Source organism: Pseudomonas sp. MPC6, from assembly GCF_006094435.1.
Classification (GTDB): Bacteria; Pseudomonadota; Gammaproteobacteria; order Pseudomonadales; family Pseudomonadaceae; genus Aquipseudomonas.
Genome location: NZ_CP034782.1, coordinates 280,983 through 299,453 on the forward strand (window position 1 = coordinate 280,983; position 18,471 = coordinate 299,453).

Sequence of the window (18,471 nt, forward strand, 5' to 3'; positions counted from 1 at the left end):
CCCAAGACTCCCTAGCCTTATTTCACTGTTTCACTGTTTCACTGTTGGCATTAATGGCCGTGGGCTTGGCAGCAAGGCTATTCTTGATCAGGAAGAACAGCGTAAGCGCGGTGAGCGTCCAGAACACCCAAGTAATCACACTACGAAACAGTATTGAAAAATCGCCATTGGACATCAACATCGACTGCCGAAAGTTGTCCTCAAGCAAAGGGCCCAATATAAAAGCGATCAGAAAAGGAGCAGCAGGCACGTCCAGCCGCATCATGAGGTAGCCGAGCAAGCCTAAGACAAACATGACCAAAATATCAAACATTGAATTGTTAACAGCATATGTCCCAAAAACGCAAAGCACCAATACCGCTGGCATGAGTATCGATTTAGGAATATCTGCAACAAATCCAAAGATACGTATGGAGAAGCCGCCAATAAAGAACAGGAAAAAAGAGCTCAAAATCAAGCCCATAAACAACGCATAAACGAGAGTGCCATTGGTCTCAAAAAGCATGGGCCCGGGTTGAATTCCGTGAATCATGAAAGCACCGATAATGATGGCGGTGATCACATCCCCAGGAATACCCAATGCTAGCAATGGAATCAGGGTAGAGCCACAAACCCCATTGTTACCTGATTCAGCTGCGGCAACGCCCTCAAGCTCGCCTTTACCAAAATTATCTTTATTGGGGGATTTCCGTTTCGCCTCACTGTACGAAAGAAATGCAGCAGGTGCGGCACCTATGCCCGGAATGGCTCCGAGTATGGCACCGATGATGCCGCCCCGAAAAATCGTTCGAAAGCAACGTTTATACTCTTGAAGAGTAATGCTATTACAACCCAGCTCCCGAACCTTTCCATGGGCGTCGGATGGGTTCATGGCAAAGGCGATAATTTCCGGCAGCGCGAACAATCCGATCAGGACAGCGATGAAATTGAACCCGCCCATCAGGTTTACATTGCCCATGATAAATCGATCTGTGCCGTAAACCAGATCCAAACCGACAGTAGCAAGCAGTAACCCCAAGGCAGCAGAGACCATACCTTTCATCAACCGGTCACCGGATATTCCAGCGATAATCATCAGCGAGAACACCATCAGTGTGAAAAACTCCGGTGGCCCGAAGCTCATTGCAAAGGAAGCTAGCCAACCAGCAAATAGAATCAGCGCTAGGTTCGATATTATATCCGCCGTACAGGATGCATATAACGCCATGCTCAAAGCTTTACCCGCCTGCCCCTTTTCAGCCAGAGGATATCCATCCAGCACGGTCGCACTGGAAGCCGGCGTACCGGGAGTCTTGATCAGAATCGCCGGTATGGAACCACCAAAAACACCGCCCTTATATACCCCCAGAAGCAACAGAATACCCACTACAGGTTCCAGCGCGAAGGTAAAAGGTAGGGTGAGCGCCACCGCCATAGTGGCAGACATACCTGGAATAGCCCCGCAAATCACACCAATAGCAACGCCAATCGCAAGTGCAAGGATACTGTCAAACTGAGCAACCAGCGAAAAAGCCCCCATCAACGTATCAAGAAAACTCATGGCAACCTCGCAAATTCACTTTGGGGAATGTCGATGCCCGCAACATGATAGAAAAAGGCATATAGTGCTGCGGGCAAAAGAATTCCAACAGCTACTGCCGTAAAGCGATATCCAGTCTTGCAGAATGCTATTGATAGTATTATGTATGCAATGCTGGAACCCCAAACCATTCCAAGATAAGGTAGCAGCAAATAGTAACCAGATAGAAACACAACAAAAACGGACATTCGAAAAGCGGTTTCACATGAAGTCGTTTCGAAAGAGTTAGCGTGAGGCTCAGACCTCCTGTTAAGCATTATATTTAACATCATGCATATACCAAGAATCAGCAATACCCATGACACAACCTTAGGCCAGAACGCCGGGTCAAGAACCGCAATAGCTATAGATTGGGGCGAAACAACTGCGACAGGTATCAGAAAGAGTATAAACAGAAGGCCAGAGGCAAACACGCCTCCACCGACCACTAGCTCCTTTTTATTGATGAGCATATCGGCAACCTCATTAATGTATAAAAATATGTACTCTATACTTGGCACACATAATATAACCAACCATTAACTAGCTTCCATACCCAACTTATCTACCAAGCTCTTGAAGATAATGTACTGTTTGTTAATGAACTCTTCCGACTCTTTTGCCCCCATATTGACGATAACGGAGCCAAGTTTTTCCATGCTACCTACGAACTCGGGGTCACGGGTCGCCGCAGCTAGCCATTTTTCCCAGGATTTGACAGCCTCCATATCCATATCTTTGGGTCCAGCGATTCCTGTCCAACCCAGTAGCGTCTCGAGCTCTGGATGATTCAGCTCAGACGCCGTGGGAGCATCGATTCCGTTGATTCGCTCCTTGGTCGTTACAATAAGCGGGGTCATCAGGCCATTATTGATGAAGCCTGCCAGGGTCGATGAATTATCACAGATAAAGGTCGCTGTACCGTTAAGTACCGCCGTGACCGCTTCGCCGCCGCCACGCATTGGCAGGTGAATGGCCATTTCCAGCGGTTTTTTTACACCGAAGGCATCCAATATCATGACCGCAGACAACTGAAGAAAAGAGCCGACCCCGGAGGAGCTATAACTTACTGTTCCTGGGTTGGATTGCACCTTGCTTACCAGCTGTTCCATAGAATCGATCCCACTGTCGCTGTTCGTTGCGCAGACAATTGGGTTTATTTCGTACACCCCAACAAATTTGAAGTCTGATAACGCATAGGGAAGGTTACTCTTCATGGCGGGATTTACGGTATGGGAGCCAACACGTGCGGCAAGCACTGTATAGCCGTCACCCTTCGCGTGAGCAACGCTGGCCGAACCTGTCACTCCGCCTGCACCGGTGCGGTTTACGATCACCAGAGGCTTGGAGACTTCGCCAGAAAGGGAACGTGCCAAGGCGCGTGCCGAAATATCGGTAGCACCACCTGGTCCATAGGGAATCACTAACGATATTGGGCGCTTTGGATACTCAGCCATAGCCGGAGCTGAAAGCATGAGCCCTATGCTTAGGCACAGGCCCGCCTTGACTACCTTGTGAATATCCTTAAATGATTTGGTTTTTTTTGTCATTATTATTGTTCTCTGAATAGTAAATACAAACTCGCCCTCTGTTACAGAGGTGAGGTTTTATCAAAAGCCAAATTAGCGCTGATCACCTTTCACCATCCCTATCGAGCAGCAATGGCAATTACCTTGGCTCAATACAAAAAACACACTAACATCAAGGGGGATAATTACAATCTACATTTTATTAACCAAGTCTTAATATCTTTTAAAGTTGGCGACGGCGTTTTGCTCCTTGCCCAGCCGCTACTCATTCTTAATTTTTAGTAATTTTACCGATTAATATGTAGATATTTTTCAATTTTTTCTTATACTGTACCGGTGCCTGACCCAACACCATGACCCTCAGGGCTAGCCAGGAATCAGTCAATGTCAATTCGCCATCTCAAAACGCTCCTTGCCATCGCAGACAAGGGCTCCTTTGTGGAAGCAGCAGAAGCTGAGTTTCTTACACAGGCTGCAGTCAGCTTGCAAATGAAGGCGCTTGAGGATGAGCTCAACATGCCACTGTTCGACCGGACACGCCGCCCGCTAACCCTGAACGAAGCCGGCATAACGATCGTCCCTAAGGCCAGGGAAATCGTCCGGAACTATGAACAACTGATGGAAACTTCGGCCATCTTTGACAAGCTGTCGGGGCAGCTTGCCCTTGGTTCGGTACCTACCATGTTAACCGGGGTGTTACCAACGGCGCTGGCAAGCCTGCGTCACTCCCTTCCACAGCTTCATATAACGGTATCCAGCGGGCTGTCCAACTCATTGATCGCACAGGTGGAAAGAGGCGCCATCGATGCCGCCATTATCAGCGAGCCTCCCACCGAACGCCCAGGACTTAGCTGGACACCCTTTGGCATAGAACCACTGATCGTTATTGCACCCATTGATTCGCCCAATGTCCCTCCGGAAGTATTGCTGAAGACTCACCCTTTTATCCGCTTCAACAAGAATGCATGGTGTGGCCAATTAATCGACGAGCATTTGAAAAACCTGGGTATCGTCGTAAACGACGCCATGGAACTGAATACGCTGGAAGCTATTTCCACGATGGTATATCACGGTCTTGGCGTCTCAGTTATTCCAGAACGCAATATACAGTACCCAGGCTCGCTGCCTCTAAAACGCCTCGATTTTACCCGAAAAGCGCCCCACCGGATCCTGGGCCTTATCGAGAAAGAGAACAGCAACAAGTCACATCTGACAAACGAACTAATCACTGAACTGGCTGAGACAATGCGAAAAAAGAAATGGTTAAAATAACGCCAAATTTTAACAATATCAGGGCGGCGGCAAAAACTGAGTGCAACAACTGACCTTTCCAGTACGGTGCTGCCCCATGTCCTATCACGAACTCAGCGTCGAAGAACGCGCCGCCATTCAAATCGGTCATGTCCAGGGCTGTTGACGCTTACACCGGATTGACCCATGGGTCAATTCGGTGTAAGCGTCAACAATTGGATCGCACCCATCCAATGTTGCCCCTACGAAGGCAACTTTTCGTAAGTCAATTTCATGCCTTCACCCGTTCCGGGTTGCGCACCCCGCTAGCGACTACTTTAGGGCGAGCCGTACCCAACATTGTTAGCTTCCCCCAGATCAATCCCATAATTGCAGCGCCGGTCGAGGCCGCGAGGACACTCAATTTCGCCGCAGATAGTAGCGCCGGATCAGGAAACGCCAACGACGCAATGAAAATGGACATGGTGAATCCAATTCCCGCTAGCAGCCCCACCAGCCAGACACCACTCCATGTCACACCTACTGGCAGCTTGCAGATATTGAGTTTGGTGAGTACGAAGCTCGCCAGCACAATTCCGAAAGGCTTGCCGAGTACCAACGCCAGCAGCACCCCCACAAAAACACTTTGGGAAGCAGCATCGTCCAGATTGAAACCTCCCAGACTCACTCCCGCGTTAGCCAGTGCGAAGAGCGGCATGACACCAAACGCCACCCACGGATGCAGGCCGCACTGTACTCGCTGTACCGGAGGCAATATCTCCCTCTGGGCTTGCTGGAGTTGCTTCAGCGGCTTAGCGACTTCCTGCGGACTGTTGGAGGATTGAGAGAGTCGATCCATCAGCTCATGAAACGCATGGCCGATTGTGTCGAGTGGACGTTCCGTTGCAGGCTTGGAGTTGACTGGCGTCATCAGGCCAAGAATGACGCCGGCAAGGGTGGGGTGAACACCGGTTTTCAGGAGTCCAAACCATACAATGGCGCCAGGCAGTATGTACGCATAGGCCTTGCTTATACCCATGCGCTGAAAAATCAACACCAGTACCAGACCACTCACCGCAACCACTAACCCTAGATAATCCAGTGTTGCGGTATAGAACACGGCGATGATCAGGATTGCGACAATGTCATCGATGATTGCCAGCGCCAGCAAAAGGACGCGTACCCCACCTGGAATCGACTTTCCTAACAGGGCGAGGACACCTACTGCAAACGCAATGTCGGTAGCAGTTGGTACAGCCCACCCTGTACTGGCTTCGGTACCTTGATTGAACGCCAAGTAGATGATCGCCGGCACCACGACACCGCCCAGCGCAGCGCCCAGTGGCAGTGCTGCCAACTTGAGACTGGACAGCGCTCCGTCATTGATTTCCTGACGTATCTCGGCGCCGACTACGAGAAAGAAAACCGCCATCAGCCCATCATTAACCAAAAAACGCAATGAACCAGAGACGGTAAAGTCGCCTAAACCCAGGGTGATTTGGGTATTCCAGAAATGTTCGTAGGAGTCGGCGATTGGACTATTGGCCCAGATGAGTGCAGCCATCGCCGCGAGTAGCAATACGATGCCGCTAACCGCTTCTATATGCGAAAAGCGCTCTATTGCGGACAGAGCACGAGCGGTCAAAACCTGAGGACGCGGAATTGAGGGGGACGCCGAGTATTTATCAGCCATATGTACTCTCCGCTGGCGGCCCGACCAACGTTTGAGCTTTAACCTGCGTTTTGCCGTATGCAACAACGCACCCAGCCGGATAATAAGTAGCTTGGTAGAGATATGCAAATGATCATGCCACATTGTTAAACCTTCATGGGTAATCAGGAAAGGTTTTGATCCATGTCGAGCGCTCGGGACGACAGCCCTATTAAATTTGCTCGCTCGTATGACGCCATGTTGGGGCTGAGCCGCGGGCAGACGGAACGGAGGGAGAGCCTGCTGCTCAAGATCCTCGAAGGCACCCTTATGCACTTGGTGATGGAAGCCGCCGGGCGTGCCTAAGGCTATGCCTTGGGCTTACGCGATGCGGGAGGCATCACGGGCATTCAGAGCAATCGAATGACCTGTGTGGCCATGGCCGTGACCACCCGCCTCAAAGCAGCGCGACTGCGCCACTACGCCTGCCTGGAAGACATCGATTACCGCAGCCCACGCGGTCTGGACAAATACCTGATCCTGCACTGGGCAGCGGCCAATGGCTGCGCGACGGTCTGAACCTGATCATCGGCGGCCCCACGGCGTGGGCAAAACCTGGCTCGCCTGCGCGCTGGCCCACAAGGCCTGCCGGGACGGCTACAGCGTGCGCTACCTGCGTTTGCCGCGTCTGCTGGAAGAACTGGGGCGATGCGATCCTCGACCGTCTGGTGCACAACGCTTATCGCATCGAACTGAAGGGCGAATCGATGCGCAGGCGGGCAACGAAATTGACTACGGCAGGAGCTTCAGACTAACAATGCAAACCTGCGTCGCTGCGCTCCGACTGCCTGGCCGGATGAGCGTGGAACAGGTGGCCGGATGTTGGTGGGCTGGGTGGCCGGATGGCGTGGAATGCGCAGGCAACCGAGCGTTGCGCATAATGCACTATCTCCTTGCTCGTGAACGCGCGTACACGGCGTAGTTGCAGGTACTGCGATGCCCTTGCGCACTGGTCTGCACCGCCGCGATAAAGGGCACTTTATGTTCCGCACCTCGCCCGCGTTTTCTAGGTCGTTCACCGCCCAGATAGGCGTCAGCCATTTCAATTCGGCCGCTGAGTACCCGGCTTTGTGCGCGCTCGAACATAACCTGCATGATTTTATGCTTGAGCTTCCAGGCCGTGTTGTAGCTGACTCCCAGTTCGCGCGCGAGCTGTAAGACCTTGGTCGGCACAACCCTCGGCGGACGAGGCACTTAGAGTGCGTGTAAGCGATTGAGGCTCTGACCAGCAGAACCCATCAGGGACAGCGAGCACGTCTCGCAGTGAAAGTCCGGATGAACTTTACCTTCAAACCATTTCTAAATGAAAGCTTGGCAAATAGGGGACGTCCATGTACGTCCGCCGAAGTCACCTTGCATGACTCAGGCAGATACGGTTCTGTGAGCAGCCGAGGGGTGAAATTCCCTTCGGCTGACTCGACTTGCCGGATCGCTACGCAGCGGAAAACGTGCGGCGGCGATCATGAGCTTGATCCAGTCGGCGCGCATGAACGGGCATGATCCGTATGCTTACTTGGTGCTGGAAATCGTCTAGAACCTTAGGGGCTGGCAGGCTGGTGGCTCCCCCAGAATTCGGCGATGAAATCGGCGAATTCATCGAGTTTTGGTAGGGAACTCTTGGAACGTGGATACATGCGGCCACTGCGAAGGCCCTCAGATAAAACCGGCCGTGAACCGCCCTCGCATGTAGTCGACAAAGACGGTAACGGCTCTGGGCACATGGGCGGAATAAGGACGCACCAGATAAATATCCTCTGGGAAGGCTCCTACTAATCTCCACGTTGGCAACACCTGCACCAATCCTCCACTCTTGAGCCCGGCTTGAGCGCTGAAGTCGGGCAAAAGTGCTATGCCCAAATCAGTCAAGGCCGCATCACGCAACGCTTCACTATTGTTGGTTGCAAAGGTGCCTTGGATAGGAACAGTCAGCCGCTTCTCCTCCCCTTGTGAGGGGGCGAGGCCTTCAAAAGCCCAGGCAGGTGTATCGTTGCCTCGCGGGTAGTACAGGCAGTTGTGTTCGACAAGATCCTCTGGACGTTGAGGTTCGCCGAATCTCTCCAGATAACTGCGGGTCGCAACCAGCACCGAGCGCGTCGCGCACAACCTCCAGGCGACATGGGTATCCGGGATCTGATTGCTGTGCCGAACCGCCAGATCAAACCCCTCCGAAGCGATGGAGGAAATATGATCGGAAACGTCGAGCTGCACTTTGACTTCGGGAAATTGCTTGAAGAAACCGGCCAGTTCCGGGATCAATTGCTGGCGGGCAAACGCGACCGGAGCCGTCAGGCGTATAAGTCCCCGTGCCACGCCGGCAGAGTCTCGAACATCGGAAAAACTGCAGGCAATTTGCTCATACGCACTGCGCACGTTACGTACCAGGGCGTTTCCCGCATCGGTCAATCGCACACTGCGAGTCGTGCGTAACACCAGACTCAGGCCCGTGGCTTTTTCCAGTTCAGCAATTCGCTGGCTGACCGCTGACTTGCTCACCCCTAACCTGATCGCCGCCGCGGTATACGTACCCTGCTCTTCAAGGATCGTCAACCAGTGCAGATGGGTCCAGAGCTTTTCGACTTCCACTTTCAGCATGATTTGATTGTTCTCCCACGCAAACAATTAATTCGATTTTTGCGTCTCGCCATGAACAAAGCAACAGCTTAATGTGGACATCAAGCCCTGCGATGCAGACATTCCCTCCAGACTCGAGATTACTCACATGCCTCTGATGAAATTTGATGTTGTAGAAGGTCGTGATGACGCGCAGCTCAAAGCATTACTGGATGCTGCGCATCGTGCGATGGTCGCGGCTTTTGAAGTGCCCGAACGTGATCGTTATCAGATCGTCAACGAACACCGGCCCAGCCGCATGATCGTCGAAGATACCGGTTTAGATATCCCAAGAACGAAAGACGTGATCATTATCAGCGTCACCAGCAGACCGCGTAGTGAATCATCGAAGATCAAATTCTACGAGCTACTCACGCACGAGCTACAGACCCATTGCAATATTCAACCAAACGACGTGATGGTTTCCATTGTGATCAACGACGATGCCGACTGGAGCTTTGGCAATGGACGGGCACAGTTTTTGACAGGCGAACTCTAACATTCACCCTCTCCCTGGATTGGGCTTGGCACCGACTAATTTTCTGATTTGGTCAGAGAAATAGAGGATTGCTAAGCCCGGTCTGTTGGCGCTGATGCGGAGTTGACCCTGCTGCCGGCGTAACGCTGACCCAGCAGCAATCCGCTCATAGTCGGCACCGATGATGCTTTACGAAGCAGAAGCTTGGGTCAGTGAAATTTCGGTAGTAGGGGTCGCCTCAGAATTCGGAATTTAAAACACGTTAGACCGTTGCCTATGAACGCTCCCTCACAAACGATCATTTCCGAGAAGCCTCTGTGAGAAAAATTGCCGAGTCAGTACTGGTCTTGCCTTTCCCATCCTCGAAAACAGCTCCCATATTGAGCCGCCGAGACCGTCGAGTTTCGAGAACGACCATAACGCCACTTCCAATGACAAGCATAAAGCGCAAAGCCCCGCTGCAGCAGGGTCGAGTCCTTCTTACCGTGCTTTAAATTCCGAATTCTGAATCGACTCCTAAATGGAGAAAAACCTGGGTTCTGTCGCATTAACAACGATAGGCAGCCAAAAATCGGCAGTCTGTTGTTTAGGCGGCCAGAAGATAAAACTGTTCGGCAGGTGACAGCCCTTCACCTTGCGGATGTTGAAGCTGCCCTTTGCGGATCATCTGTATCAATTCAATGCCTGCCAGTAACGTTTGTGCTCGACGAAATGACTTGAATCCCAACATCGGTCGTATTCGTCTTTTGATGTTGCGGTGATCCTGCTCAACTAAGTTGTTCAGGTATTTGTTTTGCCGAACGGTGATCCCTTCAGCTTGGTCGGCATTGAGCACCGCCAGGGCAGCGGTATTGGCACCACTTTTGTCGATGGTCACGACCTCAGGCTTGCCACACTGGCGGATGGCTTTGCGGAAAAAACGCAATGCTGCGTTGGCATCCCGGTTAGCGGTCAACAGAAAATCGATGGTCTGGCCATCAGTGTCCACGGCGCGGTACAGGTACTTCCAGTGGCCGCGGATTTTGATGTAGGTCTCATCCATTCGCCAGCGGCGTCCCACGGGACGCTGGTATCGACGCAAGACCGTATTCAGCACGGGAGCCAGCCTAATAACCCAGCGATGCAGCGTGGAATGATCAACGACAATGCCGCGCTCCGCCATCATCTCTTCAATGTTACGCAGGCTCAGGGCGTAAGCCAGATACCAGCGAACACACTGGGCGATAACAGCAACGGGATAATGGAGGCGTTTGAAGGTTTTTCGGATCAGCGACATCTGAGGCAGTGGCTTCATGGAAAACAACAGGTTACCTCACACGGGCTTAGTGCGACAGAACCCTCAAATTTGAGCTTCTGAGTGTTCGCAGTATTCGTATTTGGATTAAGAGGCTATTAACCCCCCATTGCACTGTCCGCAACCGTTGGCGAAGTGATTTTCTGTTTGAGTGGCGCTAAACAGGTGTTCGGCCTTCGGAGCTTCGTCCGCTTCTCTCACGCCCACCTTTTTTATTCTCGAAGCTCACGATCATCAAAAATGATTTGCAAGATTTCATTGGCAGGAGTAAAAATTTGGTCGTACGACCGAATAAATATTAAAATACTGCGGAGAAAGAGATGCGAAGAATCGGAGTAGACACCGGTGGCACCTTCACGGACTGCCTGTTGATCGATGACACCAGCGGGATAGTTATGGTTGAGAAGGTGCCTTCCAGACCCGACTCTCCGGATCAAGCCATCGTACAAGGCGTGTTGAGCCTTATGGCCAAAGCCGGCCTTTCACCCAATCAACTGGATGCCATCGTGCATGGCACAACCGTAGCCACCAACGTAGTAATCGAAGGCAATTACGCCCCTACTGGTCTGATCGCTACTCGCGGCTGCCGAGACATCGTCGAGATCGGCACTCAGCAGCGCGAACAGCTTTACAACCTATTGCACCCTACCAGGACGGCCTTGATAACCCGTGACCTGCGCATTGAGGTCGAAGGACGCCTCGCCGCCGATGGCAGCGAAATCGAACCGCTAGACCTTGAGCAGGTGGAACAGGCTGTTCGTAGCTTGCTGGAAAAAGGGGTCGAATCCATCGCGGTCACCGGACTCTTCTCCTTCGAGAACCCCGCGCACGAGGAAGCCATTGCTGAGGTGATTGCTCGCCTGGCCCCGCACATTTACGTGGCCTGCTCCGCCCGGATTTCCAGAGAAGTGCGCGAATACCCACGGTTCGCGACCACCGCGGTCAATGCTGCATTGGCTCCTACCCTTGATCCGTATATTCGGCGCCTGGAAGCGGCCCTGAAGAAAAATGGATTCGAGTGTCCGCTCTACATCATGCAAAGCAATGGCGGGGTCGCGACGGCGGCTCGCTCGGTCGGTGAAAAAGCCCATCACCTTGTACTCTCAGGCCCGGCCGGTGGGGTAATCGGTGGCGAAAAACTCTGCTCGGCTGAGCGAATCGCTTCTTTGGTGACCTTGGATGTGGGCGGCACGAGCGCTGATATCGGCATCGTGGTTGAAGGCAAGCCGCGAATTCACCAGACCATGCGACTGCCCAATGGCATTCCGATCACCGTGCCCAATCTTGAAATCGAAACCATCGGCGCCGGTGGCGGCAGCATTGCCTGGATCGATCAAGGTGGCGCCTTACAGGTCGGGCCAAAAAGCGCCGGTGCGGTGCCAGGGCCTGCATGCTTTCGTAAGGGTGGAACAGAACCAACGGTTACCGACGCCCAGGCCCTGCTGGGGCGCTTGAACCCGGCGGGTCTATTGGGTGGGACGATGGCGCTGGATATCGACGCCGCTCGCACTGCAATTGCAGGCCTGGCCGAGCAGCTTGGGCTGGGCGTCGAGGAAACTGCCCTGGGAATCATTTCGCTGATGGAAGCCAATATGGCCAGCGCGATTCAGCGCTCGGCTGCGCGTAACGGAGATGATTTGCGCGAGTTTGCACTCGTGGCCGCCGGTGGTGCAGGAGGCTTCAGCGTTGTAGGCCTCGCTGGTGCATTGAACATTCCGACCGTGGTAATCCCGCAGTTCCCAGGACTGCTCAGCGCCGGAGGATTGCTAGCAGCAAACCTTCGTCACGATATCACCCTACCCTTGCTGCGCGAAGCCGGTGAACTGGACGCAGAGGCGCTGACAAGTGTTCAGCAGTCGCTGCAGATGGACATGCTCAAGCGCCTGCTGGAAGACGGCATGCCCGCCGAACAATGCACCTTCGAACATGCTCTGGATATCCGTTACGCGGGCCAGGAATACGCGGTCACAGTACCCGTCGATTCAGGTCATGCGACCTCATCCGCGATTGAGATTTTCCACTCGCTGCATGAACGCACCTACGGCCACAGCGCACCGGGCACCGAGGTCGAAATTGTTGCGGCGCGGCTGACAGGTTGGGGGAGATTCTTGCGTGTCGAGGATGCTCTTCGCACCCTGCAGGTATCCAAGCCGCTCTCTACGCGCCCGGTCTGGTTCGCCGAGACCGCAGGGTATATCGATACTCCGGTGCATTGGCGCTCAGACCTCAAGCAGGGTGACCAACTGCATGGTCCTGCGATCGTCGAACAGTTCGATACCACCACCGTGATCAATCCGGGCCACAGCGCTCACGTCGCCACCAGCGGCTGCCTCATCATTTCGGAGACTGAACAATGACCGATGCCATTACCGTAGCCGTCGTTGGCAGTGCCTTGAAGGCCGTGGCCGGCGAAATGGGTGACTCACTGCGCCGCAGCGCGCACTCGCCAATCATTCGTGAAATGCTCGATTACGCTTGCGCGCTGTTCACCACCAGCGGGGAGTCGGTGGCGGAAGACGCACAGATCCCGGCCCTGCTGGGATCGATGAGTGTTGCGCTGCCGTTCCTGCTACAGGAAAACCCCATCGACAGTATCAAGCCAGGCGACATTTTTATCGGCAATGATCCATATCGAGGCTGTACCCACACTCCTGATATTCATCTGTTCGCTCCCGTGTTCGCCGAAGGTCGTATCGTTGCCTGGGTCGGCAACCTGGCCCACCACACCGACATTGGCGGCACCAATCCCGGAACCGAGGGCTTCGCCAACCGCTCGGTGTTTGAAGAAGGGCTGCGCTTTCCATGGGTGAGACTGGCGGTTGAGAGCAGCGAGAATCAGGCCTTGTTCAGTTACTTCGCCAACAATACCCGAGACCCCGACTCCAGCCTGGGTGATCTGCGCGCGCAGATGGCCGCGATCAAGCTGGGCATTCGACGCATGCAGGACCTGTTGAGCAAATACTCCGCCGATCTACTCGAAGCAGTCATGGTCGAACGCCTCGACCAAAGCGAGCGTCGGATGCGTTCACTGCTGCGCGCTACACCAGAGGGCTGCAGCTACGCCGTGGGTTACCTCGACAACGACGGCATCAACGAGGAGCCGGTTCGAATTGAAGTCAGCCTGCAGTTGCAGGGCGACAACATCACCATTGACTTCACTGGCACCTCCGCCCAGATGGCCGGCGGCATGAATTGCTCACGCACGGCGACCATCGCAGCGGTGATCTACGCAGTGAAATCGGCGTTCGACCCTGAAGGCGACCAGAACGGCGGATGCCTGCGGCCACTGAACATCATCCTGCCGCCCGGCTCTGCCGTGAACCCCGCCTTCCCCGCGGCTGTCAGCCTGCGTCACCTGGCGGCTCAACGCATTACCGATACGCTGGTGCGCGCGCTGAGCGGCATCGTCCGGGACCTGCAAGTGGGTGGTTCGTTCGTTGGTTTTTCAAGCCTGGCAGCAGGGTGCCGCCACCCACGCAACGGCAAAATGGTGGTGATGGCCGACGACCTCGGCGGTGGTATGGGGGGTAACGCCCGAGGTGATGGACTGAGCGCCGTTGACCCCTACCTTGGAAACGTCGCCATGCTGCCGATGGAGATTTGCGAGCGCCAATATCCGATCAGAATCCTGCGCACCGAGCTTGCACCCGACTCGGCCGGCAATGGCCAATTCCGCGGCGGGTTGGGGATATGTCGCGAGTACGAGTTTCTAGATACCTGTGATGTGGTGTTCTACAGCGAACAGACTCGCGCCGAGTTTGCGCCGTGGGGCGCCGAAGGAGGTGAGGCAGGACGCCCGGCGTCGCTGACGCTAATTCGTGCAGACGGTGAACACATTTGCATTACCAAGCAGCGAATGCTGGTGCACGCCGGTGACCGGCTTATCACGGTAACAGCCGGCGGTGGCGGCTGGGGCGCGCCATTTGCTCGCAATCCGAAGGCCATTGAGCGCGACATTGCCGAAGGAAAAACCAGCCGCAAGCAGGCGTAACCGTCACCCGATTTAAAGACGAATCGCGGCAGACGGCCAAGCCTCTCTTACGTCTGTCGCTTCGCATACCTGATGCACACGATTATGGATTGACGATTTCTATTTTCGAGAATAATTTAGGTCGATCGACCGACAAATAACAACAAAAGAAAGGCCACTTCAAATGGCGAGCAGTTTTTGATGCCAAACCACTTTTTGTCCTAAGAAAAAAAATTATCGGGAGCGAAAAAGATGTCCGGTACACACCAAACAGGTTTACGTAAAAACGCCATCGGCGTAGCAGGCATAGTGTTCTTTGTGGTCGCAGCGGCCGCACCGTTGACGGTCGTTGTCGGCAGTGTCCCCTTGGCGATTTCCATGGGTGGAGGGGTCGGTATTCCCAGCCTCTTTCTCATCGCTGGGCTGATCTACCTGCTGTTTGCGGTCGGCTATTGCGCGATGAATCGACACATCGGTAATGCCGGCGCCTTCTATACGTTCGTGACCCGAGGGCTCAACCCGCAACTGGGGGCGGGATGCGCGTTCATGGCGCTGCTGGCCTACAACGCGGTGCAATTTGCCCTCTACGGCGGCTTCGGCTACTTCCTCAGCGAAGCACTGAAAAGCCATTGGGGCCTCGATGTGCCGTGGATCGCGCTGGTGCTGGCGACCATCTGGCTGGTGCACTTCTGCGGATCGCGCGATATCGACTTCAGCGGCAAGCTGCTGGCCGTGCTGATGATCACCGAAACGGCCATCGTCATCGCTATCGATGTCGCCATTGTCCTCTCCAACGGAAATGGCAACGGCTTCACCGCTGCGCCATTTACCCCATCGCAGATTCTGGCGCCGGGCCTGGGAATCGGAATGATCTTCGCGATCTGCGCGTTCTTGGGCTTTGAAGCCACTGCGATCTTCTCCGAGGAAGCGCGCGACCCAGTGCGCACCATCCCCCGCGCCACTTATCTGGCGGTCCTCAGCATCATGCTGTTCTACGGTTTCTCGGCCTGGGCGATCATTCAGGCCTATGGCGCCGACGGCGCGATGGAAATGGCAACCAAGGACCCAGGCAACCTCTGGCTGAAAATCTGTGGGGAGCTGCTGGGGCATGGTGCAGCCAGCCTGATGAACGTCCTGGTGCTGACCAGCATGTTCGCCGCCATTCTGGCTTTCCATAACTCCATCACCCGCTATCTGTTCGCCATGGGCCGCGAGCAGTTGCTGTGGAAGGGCCTGGCGCGCACCCATGGCGTTCATCAATCCCCACACATCGCCGGGCGCGTACAGACGCTGACGGCATTGCTGGCAATGGGAGCTTTCGCTGTCTTCGACCAGGACCCGTACCTGGTGATCTACTCGTGGATGGCCGCGCTTTCCACCATCGGAATGATTGCGGTGCAGGTGTTTGCCAGTCTCGCGGTTATCGGCTTTTTCTGGAAGGACGCTCGCGGCACAACACTCTGGCAACGTTTGTTAGCACCCGCTGTCAGTGCGGTGCTGCTGGCGGTGTCACTGATACTGGTCATCAATAACCTTTCGTTGATGAGCGGTTCGGACTCCTGGGTTGTGCGCTCGTTCCCCTACCTTGTCCTGCTGACTTGCGTGGCGGGCATGGCCTGCGCCATGCGGCTCAAATCGACCCATCCCGAGCAGTACCGAGTCATGGGCCAAGGCTTGGCTAATACCACACGCTGACCTCTGCCGGCAGGGCGTCACGCCCTGCCGGATCAGCCGTAGGTTTTCTGAAGGGAACTGATCAGATTGCGCACCGCCGACTGCGAGCGCTTGACGTCGGGCGCCGCCAGCTCAAGCAAAATGATCCCGTCGATACCGGTCAACGCCAGTTGCGACAGCTCGCGGATACGCTCGACCGCGGCAGCATCAGTCGTGTCAATGTACTGGCTGAATACCTGTTCATGGGCATTGAGGTAATCTTCGTATTGTCCTTTGGCGAGCCAGTCCGCCTCTTTGGTCCGCAGGGCGAACAGCGTCAACTCGTATTGCACCGTCTGGATTTCACGATTTTTCTCGGCAATGCTCCAGTCCGCCAGCAAGACCCGTTCGATGCACTGGGCCAGGCTCTTGGACGGCGCAGCTTCAGCGATGATTGCGTCCTTGAGCTTTATGGCCAGGCCTTCGAGTACGGCGAACAGCAGGCTTTCCTTGCTCGAAAAATGATAATGCAGCGCCGCCAGAGGCACCCCGGCCTGAGCAGCAATCTTGCGCGTGGTCGCGCCTGCCACGCCATCAGCGATCAGGCAGGCCAGGGCACCTTCAATTATTTGCTCTTTGGTTTTGACCGTCTTCTGGGTCATCTTGCGGGCTTTGGGCTTGAGGCTTTGCGTTTCACTTTGCGCAAGTGGAGCAACGTCTGGAGTAGCCACAGACTTCATGATCCTGATTCCATCTGTTTCGATTAATTGAGCCGCAAGCTTACCGTCAGTGGGGGTGCAATGCTTGTAAATATGGGGGAAATGCCAATGCAAGCGCGCTGACAAACCTCACAGGATTGCCAGCACGCGTTGGGCTTAGGTCAGGGTTTCAAGTACCAGCCCCAAGGCTGATCACTGCAGTATTCGGTGATCTGTTTGGTTTCTTGATAATTACTCAGACCCCACACACCCAGCTCTCGCCCGATTCCGCTTTGCTTGTAACCGCCCCAGGGCGCCTGGACGAAGGTGGGTTGTGAACAGTTGACCCAAACAATCCCGGCACGCAATGCCCGGCTGACACGGTCACAGCGCTGACGGTCGACAGACATCACCGCCGCCGCCAAACCAAAATTGCTGGCATTTGCAAGGCGAACGGCCTCTGTTTCGTCGCTGAAACGGCGCACCGCCAAAACCGGACCGAATATCTCTTCGCACCACAATGCGCTGTCCAGCGGCGTGTCAATAAACACGGTGGGTTCCACAAACCAGCCATGCTGTAGATGCGCCGGACGGCGACCACCGCTGACCAATCGCGCGCCTTCGCTGCGGCCACGTTCGATCGCCTGTAGCACTTTTTCGTACTGCTCCTGGCTGACCAAAGGACCCAGCAATGTGCCGGATTCCAGACCATTGCCGATACGGATTTTGCGAGTCTCTTCGACCAGTCGCTCCACCAGCCGGTCATGCAGCCGGTCTTGCACCAGCAAGCGGGATGTGGCGGAGCACACTTGCCCCTGATTCCAGAAGATACCAAACAGAATCCACTCGACAGCAGCCTCGACGTCACTGTCGTCGAACACGATAAACGCCGATTTACCACCCAGTTCCAGGCTGACATTTTTGATGTCCTGGGCAGCCGCCTGCATGATCGCTCTACCGGTTGGCACGCTGCCGGTAAATGCCAGTTTGTCGACGCCGGGGTGGGTCGAAAGCGATGCGCCAGCGTCTCGGCCATGCCCCGTTACGACATTCAAAACGCCAGGTGGCAACTCGACATCATCGGCAATAGCGGCCAACTCCAGTGCAGTCAGCGGCGTCAGTTCCGAGGGCTTGAGCACCATGGTGCAACCCGCAGCAAGGGCCGGCGCGATTTTCCACGCTGCCATCAGCAAAGGGTAGTTCCAGGGAATGATTTGCCCCGCCACGCCGACGGGCTCGCGCAACACACGGCATCTGAAGCGCTCATCGGGCAGCGCCACCACCTCCCCTGCGTCATTGATCTGTTCCGCGAGCTCTGCGTAATACTCAAAGCAGCCAATCGCATCGTCGATGTCCCATTGGGCTTCGGGCAATGGTTTACCGTTGTCTCGAACCTCAAGGTGCGCCAGATCTTCGCGTCGTTCACGGATGCCCTCGGCAATCGCCCGCAGATATCCTGCTCGCGCTTCTCCGTTCAAGGTTGGCCAGACACCTTCATCGAAAGCTTCGCGGGCGGCTTGCACCGCCTTGTCGATATCTTCCGGACTCGCTGCCGCCACCTGTTGGATCACCAATTCGTTGCTGGGGTCATACACGTCGAAGGTGCGGCTATTGCCGGCGGGCTGCCACGAGCCATTGATATAAAGTTGATCACGCATGCTGCTCTCCTGATGAGCTCTCCACGATCGGCGAGCGGAATTGCCAGTGAGCAAAGCATAAAGTCAGAGTGGGAGCGGCGAG

At 54.8% G+C, this 18,471-nt stretch carries 14 protein-coding genes and 3 pseudogenes; 8 read left to right on the forward strand and 9 right to left on the reverse strand.

Going from position 1 to position 18,471, the window contains the following annotated elements; all coding sequences use genetic code 11:
- Positions 1-22: 22 nt before the first annotated feature.
- The 3 genes from ELQ88_RS01665 to ELQ88_RS01675 all read right to left on the reverse strand — a co-directional run bounded on the left by ELQ88_RS01665 (position 23) and on the right by ELQ88_RS01675 (position 3,108).
- A complete protein-coding gene (locus ELQ88_RS01665; RefSeq protein ID WP_138963244.1) occupies positions 23-1,540 on the reverse strand; it encodes a tripartite tricarboxylate transporter permease in 1,518 nt (505 codons plus the stop codon).
- On the reverse strand, positions 1,537-2,031 hold the full coding sequence (locus ELQ88_RS01670) for a tripartite tricarboxylate transporter TctB family protein (RefSeq protein WP_138963246.1): 495 nt from the start codon (positions 2,029-2,031) through the stop codon (positions 1,537-1,539). The genes ELQ88_RS01665 and ELQ88_RS01670 overlap by 4 nt, the downstream gene beginning before the upstream one ends.
- A gap of 66 nt (positions 2,032-2,097) precedes the next feature.
- Positions 2,098-3,108 carry a tripartite tricarboxylate transporter substrate binding protein gene (locus tag ELQ88_RS01675; protein WP_138963248.1) on the reverse strand — a complete coding sequence of 337 codons (1,011 nt, stop codon included), beginning with the start codon at positions 3,106-3,108 and terminating at the stop codon, positions 2,098-2,100.
- A 363-nt stretch (positions 3,109-3,471) separates the two neighbouring features.
- On the opposite strand from ELQ88_RS01675, the gene ELQ88_RS01680 reads away from it, so the two are divergent.
- Positions 3,472-4,359: a LysR family transcriptional regulator gene (locus ELQ88_RS01680; RefSeq protein WP_138963250.1), complete on the forward strand. Its 888-nt coding sequence runs from the start codon at positions 3,472-3,474 to the stop codon at positions 4,357-4,359.
- 250 nt (positions 4,360-4,609) lie between these two features.
- Here the strand turns inward: ELQ88_RS01680 and nhaA are convergent, their stop codons facing one another.
- On the reverse strand, positions 4,610-6,010 hold the full coding sequence (nhaA, locus tag ELQ88_RS01685) for a Na+/H+ antiporter NhaA (RefSeq protein WP_138963252.1): 1,401 nt from the start codon (positions 6,008-6,010) through the stop codon (positions 4,610-4,612).
- A gap of 162 nt (positions 6,011-6,172) precedes the next feature.
- Here nhaA and ELQ88_RS34040 point away from each other — a divergent pair, with 162 nt between their 5' ends.
- Both ELQ88_RS34040 and ELQ88_RS01690 read left to right on the forward strand, forming a co-directional pair.
- Positions 6,173-6,334: a hypothetical protein gene (locus ELQ88_RS34040; protein ID WP_161599943.1), complete on the forward strand. Its 162-nt coding sequence runs from the start codon at positions 6,173-6,175 to the stop codon at positions 6,332-6,334.
- Between the two features lie 81 nt (positions 6,335-6,415).
- Positions 6,416-6,783: pseudogene (locus ELQ88_RS01690) on the forward strand (ATP-binding protein); the annotation flags it as partial.
- Between the two features lie 104 nt (positions 6,784-6,887).
- Here the strand turns inward: ELQ88_RS01690 and ELQ88_RS01700 are convergent.
- Positions 6,888-7,186 (reverse strand): annotated as a pseudogene (locus tag ELQ88_RS01700) (transposase); the annotation flags it as partial.
- 265 nt (positions 7,187-7,451) lie between these two features.
- Here ELQ88_RS01700 and ELQ88_RS35025 point away from each other — a divergent pair.
- Positions 7,452-7,544, forward strand: a pseudogene (locus ELQ88_RS35025) (transposase domain-containing protein); the annotation flags it as partial.
- Positions 7,545-7,681: 137 nt separating this feature from the next.
- Here the strand turns inward: ELQ88_RS35025 and ELQ88_RS01710 are convergent.
- Complete coding sequence (locus tag ELQ88_RS01710; protein WP_138963254.1) at positions 7,682-8,620, reverse strand: LysR family transcriptional regulator; 939 nt, start codon at positions 8,618-8,620, stop codon at positions 7,682-7,684.
- A 127-nt stretch (positions 8,621-8,747) separates the two neighbouring features.
- On the opposite strand from ELQ88_RS01710, the gene ELQ88_RS01715 reads away from it, so the two are divergent.
- A complete protein-coding gene (locus ELQ88_RS01715; RefSeq protein ID WP_138963256.1) occupies positions 8,748-9,137 on the forward strand; it encodes a tautomerase family protein in 390 nt (129 codons plus the stop codon).
- A 565-nt stretch (positions 9,138-9,702) separates the two neighbouring features.
- Here the strand turns inward: ELQ88_RS01715 and ELQ88_RS01720 are convergent.
- Positions 9,703-10,392 carry an IS6 family transposase gene (locus ELQ88_RS01720; protein WP_138963364.1) on the reverse strand — a complete coding sequence of 230 codons (690 nt, stop codon included), beginning with the start codon at positions 10,390-10,392 and terminating at the stop codon, positions 9,703-9,705.
- 386 nt (positions 10,393-10,778) lie between these two features.
- Here ELQ88_RS01720 and ELQ88_RS01725 point away from each other — a divergent pair, with 386 nt between their 5' ends.
- The 3 genes from ELQ88_RS01725 (at position 10,779) to ELQ88_RS01735 (ending at position 16,075) form a co-directional block, all read left to right on the forward strand.
- Complete coding sequence (locus ELQ88_RS01725) at positions 10,779-12,767, forward strand: hydantoinase/oxoprolinase family protein (protein ID WP_228761515.1); 1,989 nt, start codon at positions 10,779-10,781, stop codon at positions 12,765-12,767.
- Entirely contained in the window at positions 12,764-14,401 is a 1,638-nt protein-coding gene (locus ELQ88_RS01730; protein WP_138963260.1) for a hydantoinase B/oxoprolinase family protein, read from the forward strand. The genes ELQ88_RS01725 and ELQ88_RS01730 overlap by 4 nt, the downstream gene beginning before the upstream one ends.
- A gap of 231 nt (positions 14,402-14,632) precedes the next feature.
- Entirely contained in the window at positions 14,633-16,075 is a 1,443-nt protein-coding gene (locus tag ELQ88_RS01735) for an APC family permease (protein WP_138963262.1), read from the forward strand.
- Positions 16,076-16,107: 32 nt separating this feature from the next.
- On the opposite strand, the gene ELQ88_RS01740 is transcribed toward ELQ88_RS01735, so the two are convergent.
- Together ELQ88_RS01740 and ELQ88_RS01745 are read right to left on the reverse strand one after the other, a co-directional pair.
- Positions 16,108-16,773 (reverse strand): TetR/AcrR family transcriptional regulator, encoded by a 666-nt coding sequence (locus ELQ88_RS01740; protein ID WP_138963264.1) that lies wholly within the window; start codon positions 16,771-16,773, stop codon positions 16,108-16,110.
- Between the two features lie 140 nt (positions 16,774-16,913).
- Complete coding sequence (locus ELQ88_RS01745) at positions 16,914-18,389, reverse strand: aldehyde dehydrogenase family protein (RefSeq protein WP_138963266.1); 1,476 nt, start codon at positions 18,387-18,389, stop codon at positions 16,914-16,916.
- Positions 18,390-18,471: the final 82 nt, after the last annotated feature.